Consider the following 11,858-nt stretch of genomic DNA (forward strand, 5'->3'; position numbering starts at 1 on the left):
TGTCGTTGGAGGACGGGGCGCGGGTGGTGGCGTTGCGCAGTCGGGCGATCCGGGCGTTGGCGGGTCGGGGCGGGATGCTCTCCGTCGCCGCCCCCGCCGAGCAGGTCGCCGGACTGATCGCCGACCGGCCCGGACGGCTGGCCCTGGCCGCCGTCAACGGCCCCGCCGCCGTCGTGGTCTCTGGTGACGGCGACGCGCTCGACGAACTCGCCGCCGAGTGCGACCGGTCGGGCATCCGCAACCGCCGCGTCCCGGTCGACTACGCCTCGCACTCCCCGCACGTCGAGGCCATCGAGGACGAACTCGCCGAGCTGCTGGCCGGGTTGGCGCCGCAACCGGCCCGCGTCCCGGTCTTCTCCACCCTCACCGGCGACTGGGCCGACGACTCCGCCTTCGACGCCGGCTACTGGTACCGCAACCTGCGCCACCCCGTCACGTGCAGGGCGCACCCGTCGCCTGGGCCGGGCTGTTCCCGGACGGTGCGGAGCGGACGGCGGCGCTGCCGACCTACCCGTTCCAGCGGGAGCGCTTCTGGCTCGACCAGGAAGCGCCGTCCGGCGACACCGCCGCCCTCGGCCTGGACCGCACCGGGCACCCGCTGCTCGGCGCGGCCGTCGCCCTCGCCGACGGGGCCGGGTTCCTGCTCACCGGGTCGCTCGCGGCCGAGGCCCACCCCTGGCTGGCCGACCACGCGGTGGACGGGACCGTCCTGCTGCCCGGCACCGCCTTCCTGGAACTCGCCGCGCACGCGGCCGCGCAGGTCGACTGCGCCGAACTGGAGGACCTGACGCTGGAACAGCCGCTGGTGCTGCCCGCCCGCGGCGCCGTCCGCCTCCAGGTGCTGGTCGGCGCCGCCGACGCCGACGGCCGCCGGGCGGTGACGGTGCACTCCCGCCCGGCCGCCGACCCGGACGCCCCGTGGCTGCGGCACGCCGCCGGCACCGCCCGGCCCGCCGCCGCACCCCTCCCGTCCGCCGGGCCCGCTGCCGCCGCGCCCTGGCCGCCCGCCGGGGCCGAGCCGGTCGGCACCGCCGACCTCTACCCGCGGCTCGCCGCCCGCGGCTACGGCTACGGCCCGGCCTTCCAGGGCCTGCGGGCCGCCTGGCGGCTGGGGGAGCGGCGCTTCGCCGAGGTGCGGCTGCCCGCGCCGGGCCCGGAGGGCTTCGTCCTGCACCCGGCGCTGCTGGACGCCGCCCTGCACGTGCTCGCCCTGGAGGCGGCCGACGGCCCCGCCGGGGACGACGGGATCCGGCTGCCGTTCGCCTTCTCCGGCGTCCGGCTGCCCGCCGACGCCGCCACCGCGCTCCGGGTCGAGGTCACCCCGGCCGGGCCCGACACGGTCTCCCTCGCGCTGAGCGGCGAGGACGGCCGACCGCTGGCCGCCGTCGACGCGCTGACCGTCCGGCCGATCAGCGCCCGGCAGCTGGCCGCCGCCCGGGGCGCGGTCGAACTGCCCCTGCACCAGCTGGTCTGGACGGAGGCGCCCGCCCCCGCGGGGCCGCCCGCCGTCACCGCCGTCCGCCTGGAGTGCGCCGACGGCGTCGGCACCTCCACCGGCAACCCGTCCGTCGACCCGGAACTGCTGGCGCTCGCCGGGCTCGCCGACGCCGGTCCGCTGCCGGACCTGGTGCTGGTGCGCCCGTCGGCCGCGCCCGGCGACGGCGGCCCCGAGGCGGTGCGCACCGCACTGCACCGGGCCCTGGCCCTGGTGCAGGCGTGGGTGGAGGACGAGCGGTTCGCCGACTCGCGGCTGGTGCTCTGCACCCGCGGCGCGGTCGCCGCGGAAGCCGGCGACCGGGTCACCGCGCTCGCCGACGCCGCCGTGTGGGGCCTGGTCCGCTCGGCCCAGTCCGAGCACCCCGACCGGCTGGCCCTGCTCGACCTCGACGGCGACCGCGACCTCGACGGCGACGGCGACCGGGACCTGGACGAGTCGGCCCGCCCCGCGCTGGCCCGGCTCGCCGCCGGAGCCCCGCAGCTCGCCCTGCGCGGCCACCGCCTGCTGGCCCCCGCGCTCGCCGCCGCCGCACCCGGCGAAACGCCGCCGGTCCTGGATCCGGCGGGGACGGTGCTGGTCACCGGTGGGACGGGCGGGTTGGGTGCGTTGTTCGCCCGGCATCTGGTGTCGGCGTACGGGGTGCGGCCGCCTGGCACCTGCACGAGCTGACCGAGGACCGGGAGCTCGCCGCGTTCGTCCTGTTCTCCTCGATCTCCGGCCTGATCGGCAACCCCGGCCAGGCCAACTACGGACGGGCACCCTGGACCGCGCCCGGCTGGAGCGGCTGCGCCGCGGCGGGGTCGCCCCGATCGGGGACGAGGACGGCCGGGCGCTGTTCGACACCGCGCTGCGCTCCGGCCTGCCCGCCGCCGCCCCCGTCCGCCTGGACCCGGCCGCGCTGCGCGCCGCCGCCGCCCGCGGCGAACTCCCGGCCGTCCTCACCGGCCTGGCCCCGGCGGGCGCCCGGGCGGCCGCGGCCGCACCGGACGGGCCGAGCATCGAGCGGATCCGCGCCCTGCCCGCCGAGCAGCGCCCCGCGGCGGTGCTGGAACTCGTCCGGGCGAACGTGGCGGCCGTCCTCGGCCACGCCTCGGCCGACGCCGTCGACGCGCAGCAGGCGTTCAAGGACACCGGGTTCGACTCGCTCACCGCCGTCCAGCTGCGCAACCGGCTGAACGCGGCGACCGGGCTGCGGCTGCCCGCCACGCTGGTCTTCGACCACCCGACGCCGGGCGCGCTCGCCGAGCACCTGGGCGCGGAACTGCTGCCCGCCGAGGCCACCCCGGCCGACCTGGTGCTCGACCGGCTCGCCGCGCTGGAGCGGGCCCTGCCCGCCGAGGCCGCGGACGGGCCGACCCGGGCCCGGGTCGCCGCCCGGCTGGAGGCCGTGCTGGCCCGCTGGCGCGGCCCCGTCGAGGGCCCCGCCGACGGCATCGAGGACGCCTCCACCGACGAACTCCTCGCCTTCATCGACAACCAGCTCGGCCGGTCCGCCGGCTGACCGCGGCCGTTTCCTGAAGAGGCTGAAGCGCCATGACAAACGAAGCGAAACTCGTCGACTACCTCAAGTGGGTGACGGCCGACCTCCAGCGGACCAAGGCCCGCCTCGCGGAGCTGGAGGCCGACCGGAGCGAACCGGTCGCCGTGATCGGCACGGCCTGCCGCTTCCCCGGCGGCGTCACCGGCCCCGACGGCCTGTGGGAGCTGCTGGCCGCGGGCGGCGACGCGATCGGCGGCCTGCCCGTCGACCGCGGCTGGGACCCGGAGCTCTACGACCCGGACCCGGAGCGGCCCGGCCGCTCCACCACCCGCAGCGGCGGCTTCCTGTACGACGCCGCCGAGTTCGACGCCGGGTTCTTCGGCATCTCGCCGCGCGAGGCGCTCGCCGTCGACCCGCAGCAGCGGCTGCTGCTGGAGACCGCCTGGGAGGCCGTCGAGCACGCCGGGATCCGCCCCGACGCGCTGCGCGGCGAACGGGTCGGCGTGTACGCGGGCGCCATGTACGGCGACTACGGCAGCCGGCTCCGCCGCGTCCCCGCCGACCTGGAGGGCTTCATCGGCAGCGGCAGCGCGGGCAGCGTCGCCTCCGGCCGGGTCGCCTACGCGCTGGGCCTGGAGGGCCCGGCGGTGACGGTCGACACCGCCTGCTCGTCCTCGCTGGTGGCGATCCACCTGGCCGCCCGCGCGCTGCGGGCCGGCGAGTGCACGCTCGCCCTGGCCGGTGGCGTCACCGTGATGTCCACCCCCGGGGTGCTGGTGGAGTTCAGCCGCCAGCGCGGCCTCTCCCCGGACGGGCGCTGCCGGGCGTTCGCGGCGTCCGCGGACGGCACCGGTTTCGCCGAGGGCGCGGGCCTGCTGCTGCTGGAGCGGCTCTCGGACGCCCGGCGCAACGGGCACCGGGTGCTGGCGGTGGTGCGCGGCAGTGCGGTCAACCAGGACGGTGCGTCCAACGGTCTGACGGCGCCCAACGGGCCCGCCCAGCAGCGGGTGATCCGGCAGGCGCTCGCGGACGCGGGCCTGAGCGCCGCCGACGTGGACGCGGTGGAGGCGCACGGCACGGGCACCACGTTGGGTGACCCGATCGAGGCGCAGGCGCTGATCGCGACCTACGGGGCCGAGCACAGTGCCGAACGGCCTTTGTGGTTGGGCTCGTTGAAGTCGAACATCGGGCACACCCAGGCCGCGGCCGGGGTCGGCGGCGTGATCAAGATGGTGGAGGCGATCCGGCGCGGCGAGCTGCCGAAGACCCTGCACGTCGACGCGCCGTCCCCGCACGTCGACTGGTCCGCCGGGACGGTCGAGCTGCTGACCGAGGCCCGCAAGTGGATCGGGGACGGCCCGCGCCGCGCCGCGGTCTCCTCGTTCGGGATCAGCGGCACCAACGCCCACCTGATCCTGGAACAGGCCCCCGAGGCCGAACACCCCGCCCCCGCCCGGGCGGACGGTGCCCCGCTGCTGCTCTCGGCCCGCTCCGCGGAAGCCCTGCGCGCCCAGGCCGCCCGCCTGCACGCCCACCTGACGGAGCACCCGGAGACCGGCCTCGCCGACGCCGCCCACACCCTGGCCACCGCCCGGACGCTGTTCCGGCACCGCGCCGTCGTCCTCGCCCCGGACCGCGACCGCGCCCTCGCCGGGCTCGACGCCCTCGCCCGGGACGTCCCCGCGCCCGGCGTCTTCCCGGGCACCGCGGCGGCCCGGCCGCGGACGGTGTTCCTGTTCACCGGCCAGGGCGCCCAGCGGGTCGGCATGGGCCGCGAACTGTACGACGCCTTCCCGGTGTTCGCCGAAGCCCTGGACGAGCTGTGCGAGCAGTTCGACCCGCTGCTCGGCCGCTCGCTGCGCACGCTGATGTTCGACGGCCCGGCCGACCTGCTCGACCGCACCGAGCACACCCAGCCCGCCCTGTTCGCCTTCGAGGTGGCGCTGTACCGGCTGCTGCGCTCCCACGGGGCCGCGCCCGACCTGCTGCTCGGCCACTCGGTCGGCGAACTCGCGGCCGCCCACGCGGCGGGCGTGCTCGACCTCCCGGACGCCTGCCGCCTGGTCGCCGCCCGCGGCCGGCTGATGGCCGACGCCGTCGCGGGCGGCGCGATGCTCGCCGTCCGCGCCCCCGAGGCGCAGGTGGCGGCCGCACTGCCGGACGACGGCCGGGTGGGCGTCGCGGCGGTCAACTCCCCCCGCTCGACGGTGGTCTCGGGCGACGCGGACGCCGTGGACCGGCTCGCCGAGCACTGGCGGGAGCAGGGCGTGCGGGTGCACCGGCTGAAGGTCAGCCACGCCTTCCACTCGTCCCACATGGACCCGGCCCTGGACGGCTTCCGCACCCTCGCCGCCGGTCTGCGCTTCCACCCGCCGACCGTGCCGGTGCTCTCCAACCTGACCGGCGGGCCCGCCACCGCCGAGCAGCTCGCCTCCCCCGCGTACTGGACCCGGCAGATCCGGGAGGCCGTGCGTTTCGCCGACGGGGTGCGCAGCGCGGAGTCGGCCGGGGCCACCGTCCTGCTGGAACTCGGCCCGGACGCGGTGCTCGCCCCGCTCGCCGCCGAGTCGCTCACCGCCGACCCGGTCGCCGCCCCCGTGCTCACCGTCGCCGCCGTGCACCGGGACCGGCCCGAACCGGCGGCCGTGCACGCCGCGCTGGCCCGGTTGCACGCCCACGGCGTCCCGCTGGACCCGGCCGCGCTGGTGCCCCCGGCCCGCACCGTCGACCTGCCCACCTACGCCTTCCAGCGCCGCCCCTACTGGCTGCCGCAGCCGGCCGGCCCCGACGACTGGTTCGGTGCGGCCGTCGCCGCCGGGGACGGTGCCGCGATCGCCGCGGCGCTCCACCTCGACGAGGACCAACTGGCCGCCGCCGCACCGCTGCTGACGGCCCTGCGGGAACGGCTCGGGCCGCTCCCGGCCGAGGGCGGCGCCGGACCGGACGACCAGGGCGACCCGGACGCCCCCGCCGCGCTCGCCGCGCGGCTCGCCGCCCTCGACGGGGCCGAGGGCGAACGCCTGCTGCTGGAACTCGTCCGGACCACGGCCGCCGCCGTCCTCGGACTGTCCGACCCGGCGCAGCCCGCGCCCGACGACGACTTCATGGACATCGGCTTCTCCTCGCTGACCGCCGTCGAACTGCGCAACCGGCTGTGCGCCGCCACCGCCCTGCCGCTGCCGCCGAGCGTCGTCTACGACCTGGAGACCCCGCTCGCCATGGCCGCCTACCTGCGGCGCGAACTCACCGGAGGAGAGACCCGATGAACGCCACCGTGCTGATCGCGGGCGGCGGGCCGACCGGCCTGATGCTCGCCTGCGAACTCGAACTCGCCGGGGTGCACGCCGTCGTCCTGGAGGCCCGGCCGCACCGCGAACGCGCCTCCGGCGGCATGCTGCTGCACGCCCGCTCGATCGACGCGCTGCGCCGCCGCGGCCTCGCCGACCGGTTCCGCACCGCCGCCACCCCGGTCTGGCCGCGCACCCACTTCGCCTTCCTCTGGCTCGACCTGACCGAACTCGGCACCGACCACTACGACCTGATCGTCCCCCAGTGGCGCACCGAGGAACTGCTCGAGGAACGCGCCCGGGAACTCGGCGCGGAGGTCCTGACCGGCCACCGGCTGACCGGCCTGCGCCAGGACGCGGACGGGGTGGAGGCCACCGTCGCCACCGCGGCGGGCAGCCGGGTGCTGTCCGGCGCCTACCTGGTGGGCTGCGACGGCCCGCACAGCGCGGTCGCCGACCTCGGCGGGTTCGCCTTCCGCGAGCTCGCCCCCTCGTACTACGGCGTCATCGCCGACGTCGCCGTCAGCGGCGACGCGCAGCAGCACTTCCGGGCCGGGGTGCACCCCAGGGGGCAGTTCGGGGTGCTGCCGATGAACCCCGCGGACCCGTCCGAAGTGCGCCTGATGACCGTCGAGTTCGACCAGGAGCCGCCCGCCGCCGACACCCCCGTCACGGTCGCCGAGGTGCGCGCCGCGATCCGCCGGATCACCGGCGCCGACGCCGAGTTCGCCGAGCCGCGCTGGACGACCCGCTACGGCAGCCCCACCCGGCTCGCCGAGGACTACCGCAACGGGCGGCTGCTGCTGGCCGGCGACGCCGCCCACCCGCACCCGCCGTCCTCCGGCAACGGCCTGAACACCGCCCTGCACGACGCCGTCAACCTGGGGTGGAAGCTGGCCGCGACGGTCAACGGCTGGGCCCCGCCCGGCCTCCTCGACAGCTACCACCGCGAGCGCCACCCCGTGGGGCGGCGCGCCTGCCTGCGGGCGCTCGCCCAGGTCCCGCTGCAGTACCCGCCGGAGCGGGCCGAGCCGCTGCGCGAACTGTTCACCGAGCTGATCGCCGTGCCGGAGGTCAACCGGATCCTGGTGCAGGCCGTCACCGAGGTCCGCTACCCGGTCACCGACCCGGCCCCCGCCGACCCGGACCACCCGCTGCTCGGCGCCGTCCTGCCCGACCTGGAACCGGCCGGGCTGCTGGCGGAGGACGGGGTGGACGCCGCCGCGCCGCTCGCCGACGGGCGCGGCCTGCTGCTGGTGCTCGACGAGGACGGCGCGCCGCCCGACCTGTCCGGCTGGTCCGACCGGCTGCGGGTGGCGCGCGCCGCCAAGGCCCCGGCCCCGGATGTCCGCCGGCTGCTGGTGCGCCCCGACGGCCACGTCGTCCTGGTCGACACCGGCGCGCCCGACCCGGGGCGGCTGCTCGCCGCCGTCGCCCACTGGTTCGGCGACCCGGCGCGGTAGCCCGGCACCCCTCCGACGCGACCCCGCACCGACCCGCACCGCCCGCACCCGCCCGTGCCGATCCCCCGATCCGGCCTAACCCGGACTTAAGGGCGGCTTTGGCACGGACGAGCATCCTGGGGCGGAAGGTGCGGGGTGCGGGCCTGGCCGGTCGCGCACCCCCCTGACGTCGGAGGGAGTTCCGGGATGGACCGGACAGCGGAGCAGCACGGGGGGTGTCCGGTGGCGCCGGGCACCACGGAGGAGCGGATCCGGCGGTGGAGCACCTACCAGCCGTGGCTCCAGGCGGACCCGGTCGGGCCGTGGCACGAGATCCGCGAGCACGGGCCGGTGGTCCGCTCCGAGGAGTTCGGCGGCTACTGGATCCTGACCCGCTACGCCGACCTGGAGTGGGCCGCCCGCAACGCGGACGTCTTCTCCAGCGCCGACATCGGCATCCCCAACCGCCAGATATACAAGGACAAACTGATCCCGATCCAGCTCGACGGGGACGAGCACCGCACCTGGCGGCAGGCCCTGTCCGCGCTGTTCAACCCCGGCGTGGTCAACGCCATCACCCCGCAGATCCGGCAGGCCGCGGTCGACGCGATCGAGCCGATCGCCGCCCGCGGCTCCTGCGAGTTCGTCGAGGACTTCGCCGTCCGGCTGCCCGCCGAGACCTTCCTGATCAACTTCGGCATCGACCGCTCCCACCTGCCGGAGCTGCTCGACCACAAGAACTGGCTGCGCCGCGAGGGCCTGCCCAACGCCCGCAACGACGAGGAGCTGCACGCCGCGGGCCGCCCGCTCTGGGAGTTCTTCAGCGCCGCCGTGGACCGCCGCCGCGCCGAGGGCACCGAGGGCCGACGGGACGTCATCAGCTCGCTGCTGCGGGCCGAGCACGGCGGCCGGCCGCTCACCCAGGACGAGATCGTGAACATCATCCTGATGACGATGTTCGCCAGCCTGGACACCTCCAACTCGCTGCTGAGCATGGTCTTCCGGCACCTCGCCGAGCACCCGCAGGCCCAGCGCACCGTGGTCGAGGAGCCCGGCCGCATCCCGGCGATGGCCGAGGAGCTGATCCGCCACGAGGCGATGGTCTCCACCGCGCGGGTCGTCACCCGCGACGTCGAACTGCACGGCGTGAAGATGCGGGCGGGCGACCGGGTCATGATGTCCTGGGGCATGGCCGGGCTCGACCCGGAGGTCTTCGAGGACGCGGACCGGGTCGACTTCGACCGCACCTCCGTCCGCCACCTGGCCTTCGGCATCGGCCCGCACCGCTGCCTGGGCATGCACCTGGCCCGCCGGATCGTCAAGGTCGCGCTGGAGGAGTGGCACGCCCGGATCCCCGCGTACCGGATCACCCCCGGCACCGAGCCGGTCGCCCGCTACTCGCCGATCCGCGGCCTGGACCGGCTGGACCTCACGGTCGGAGCCGCCGGAGCTGCCGGAGCTGCCGGAGCCGCCCGATGAGCGCCCCGGCCGAACAGCGGAGCACCACCGTCCGGGTCGACGGCGACACCTGCCAGGGCTACGCGCTGTGCCACGCGATGGCGCCCGAGGTGTACGAGGTCGAGGAGGACAGCGGCTTCAACGTGATGGGGGAGTTCACCGTCCCCGCCGCGCTGCGCCCGGCCGCCGCCCGCGGCGCCGCCGCCTGCCCCGAGCACGCCATCACCCTGCTGTCCCGGACGGAGGACCAGTGAGCGCCGACTCCCCCCTGCTGGCCGGCCCCGGCCCGGCCGACGCGGCCGCCCCGGCCGCGGGCGCCCGGTCGGTGCGGCACCCGATGGTGACGCTGGCCGTCATCGTCAGCTGCCAGCTGATGATCGTGGTCGCCACCACCGTGGTGAACATCGCCCTGCCCGGCATCAAGCGCGACCTCGGCTTCTCGCCCACCAGCCTGTCCTGGGTGGTCAACGCCTACATGCTGACCTTCGGCGGCCTGCTGCTGCTCGGCGGCCGGTTCGGCGACATCCTCGGGCGGCGCGCGGTCTTCCTCACCGGCATCGCGGTCTTCACCGCCTCCTCGCTGCTGGCCGCGCTCGCGCCCACCGCGCCGGTGCTGATCGCCGCCCTGGTCGGCCAGGGCGTCGGCGCGGCACTGGCCGAGCCGACCTCGCTGGCGATGCTCGCCACGACCTTCGCCGAGGGGCCCGAACGCAACCGGGCGCTGGGCGTGTTCTCCACGGTCGCCGGTGCCGGAACGGCCGTCGGCATGATCCTGGGCGGCTTGCTCTCGCTGGCCTCCTGGCGCTGGACGCTGTTCCTCAACGTGCCGATCGGCCTGGCCGTGCTGGCGGTCACGCCGTTCTACGTCGAGGAGTCCGAGCGCCGCCGCGGCCGCTTCGACCTGCCGGGCGCGCTGACCTCCACCCTCGGCATGGCGGCGCTGGTGAACACCTTCGTCCAGGCGCAGACCAGGGGCTGGGGCGACGGCCGCACGCTGGCCTCCGGCGCCGCCGCCGCGGTGCTGCTGGTGGTGTTCGTCGGGGTCGAACTGCGGGCCGAGCAGCCGGTGGTGCCGCTGCGGCTGCTGGCCCGGCGCGAGCGGGCCGCCGCGTACCTGGACACCCTGCTGGTCGGGGCGACCGTCTCCGGCCTGTTCTTCTTCCTCACCCAGTTCCTGCAGACCGTGCTCGGCTTCAGCGGCCTGCGCGCCGGGTTCGCGTTCCTGCCGCTGGCGGTGCTGATGGTGGTCTCCGCGGTGGCCGCCCCCCGGGCGCTGGCCCGGTTCGGGGCCCGGCCGCTGCTGGTCGGCGGCGCGCTGGTGCTCGGCGCCGGCACGTTCTGGTTCTCCCGGACGGGGGAGCACACCGGCTACCTGGAGGGCCTGGCCGCCCCGCTGGTCCTGGTCGGCCTCGGCCTCGGCCTGACCGTCATGCCGCTCAACGCGATCATCCTGACCGGGGTGGGCCGCGGCGAGGCCGGTGCCGCCTCCGGGCTGCAGCAGGCGATGCTGCGGATCGGCGCCTCGCTGGGCCTGGCCGTCCTGGTCAGCGCGGGCGGCCGGAGCGGCGCGGGCGGGCACGGCGCCGCCCCGAAGGCCGGGCACGCCCCCCTGGTGCACAGCATCGAGACGGGTTTCACCATCGCCACGGGTTTCGTCGCCTGCGCGCTGGTGCTGGCCCTGGTCGCGTTTCGGAACGGGCCGGAGCGGCCCGCCCGGAAGTAAAGCGATCGGGGTTCCCGGTAAGGCCGGTAGGGGACGGTAGGGGCTCCGGTTCGCCCATTCATCGTGTGTAATCAAATCGTGGCCGAAGGTTGGAGCGCGATTTGCTGAAGAGTAATGGTAAAGCACTCGCAAAATCCCGCCATTGAATTCTAGGAACGGACCGATGCGCTCGAATTCGTGGAACGTCCTGAGTGGAAACGGAAATCCCGCAACGATTCTCGCCTCCGACTTCCCGGCGACCGGCCGGACGGTCGCCGGGTTCGGTGACCTGGTCGCCCGGCTCGGCACCACCGCCGACGCGTGGGAGACCGCGCCGCCGCCGACCGGCAGCGAGGCCGCCATGAGCGGCGCCGACTACCTGGCGCGCTGGCTGCCCGACGCCACCGGCGGCCCGGTCCGCACCGTCCTCGGGTTCTGCGTGGGCAGCGTGTTCGCGGCCGGGCTGGCCGCCGAGATCGCCCGGCACCAGGACGAGCCGCCCCGGCTGGTCCTGTTCGACCCCGAACGGCCCGACCCGGACCTGCTGCACCGGCACTACCACGAGCTCGTCGGCGGTCTGGCGCCGCTGCTCTCCGCGCCCGAGATCGACGAGGCCCGGCAGGCCGGCAAGCGGGCCCGCCACGAGCACGACGGCATGCGCCCGCTCGCCGCCGCCCTGTGCGGGCTGTTCCGCGAGTACGGCGAGCCGGCCTTCCGGCGCACCGGCCTGGACGCCGAGCGCGGGGCCGAGGTGGTCGCCACCTTCGCCTCCTTCCTCGGCTACCTGGTCGCGGCCGCCGACCTGGACCCGCGCCCGCAGTGGGCCGGGGCGACCGCCCTGAGCTCCGCCACCCCGCACAGCGGACTCAACCCGCTGCCCCCCGAGGAGCGCACCGGGCTGGTCGCCCGGGAGATCTCCTTCGACCTGCCGCACACCGAACTGCTGCGCGACGACCAGGTCGCGCGAACGGTGGCCCAGCTACTCGCGTGA

General features: G+C 76.3%; 7 protein-coding genes and 2 pseudogenes. All 9 read left to right on the top strand.

Annotation, left to right across the window (positions count from 1 at the left end; genetic code table 11):
- Positions 1-26: 26 nt before the first annotated feature.
- Positions 27-383 (top strand): annotated as a pseudogene (locus OO57_RS45960) (acyltransferase domain-containing protein); the annotation flags it as partial.
- Between the two features lie 53 nt (positions 384-436).
- Entirely contained in the window at positions 437-2,167 is a 1,731-nt protein-coding gene (locus OO57_RS45965) for a polyketide synthase dehydratase domain-containing protein (RefSeq protein ID WP_033255103.1), read from the top strand.
- Positions 2,168-2,193: 26 nt separating this feature from the next.
- Positions 2,194-2,777, top strand: a pseudogene (locus OO57_RS47430) (beta-ketoacyl reductase); the annotation flags it as partial.
- Positions 2,778-3,031: 254 nt separating this feature from the next.
- A complete protein-coding gene (locus OO57_RS26060; protein WP_033255105.1) occupies positions 3,032-6,244 on the top strand; it encodes a type I polyketide synthase in 3,213 nt (1,070 codons plus the stop codon).
- Positions 6,241-7,728 carry an FAD-dependent monooxygenase gene (locus OO57_RS26065; protein WP_033255106.1) on the top strand — a complete coding sequence of 496 codons (1,488 nt, stop codon included), beginning with the start codon at positions 6,241-6,243 and terminating at the stop codon, positions 7,726-7,728. The genes OO57_RS26060 and OO57_RS26065 overlap by 4 nt, the downstream gene beginning before the upstream one ends.
- Positions 7,729-7,914: 186 nt before the next feature.
- Positions 7,915-9,186, top strand: a complete 1,272-nt coding sequence (locus OO57_RS26070) for a cytochrome P450 (RefSeq protein WP_051778258.1) — start codon at positions 7,915-7,917, stop codon at positions 9,184-9,186.
- Positions 9,183-9,419: a ferredoxin gene (locus OO57_RS26075; protein WP_033255107.1), complete on the top strand. Its 237-nt coding sequence runs from the start codon at positions 9,183-9,185 to the stop codon at positions 9,417-9,419. The genes OO57_RS26070 and OO57_RS26075 overlap by 4 nt, the downstream gene beginning before the upstream one ends.
- Positions 9,416-10,888 carry an MFS transporter gene (locus OO57_RS26080; RefSeq protein ID WP_106974107.1) on the top strand — a complete coding sequence of 491 codons (1,473 nt, stop codon included), beginning with the start codon at positions 9,416-9,418 and terminating at the stop codon, positions 10,886-10,888. The genes OO57_RS26075 and OO57_RS26080 overlap by 4 nt, the downstream gene beginning before the upstream one ends.
- A 163-nt stretch (positions 10,889-11,051) precedes the next feature.
- A complete protein-coding gene (locus tag OO57_RS26085) occupies positions 11,052-11,858 on the top strand; it encodes a hypothetical protein (protein WP_033255108.1) in 807 nt (268 codons plus the stop codon).

This window comes from Kitasatospora phosalacinea, from assembly GCF_000717185.1.
Taxonomy (GTDB): Bacteria; Actinomycetota; Actinomycetes; order Streptomycetales; family Streptomycetaceae; genus Kitasatospora; species Kitasatospora phosalacinea_A.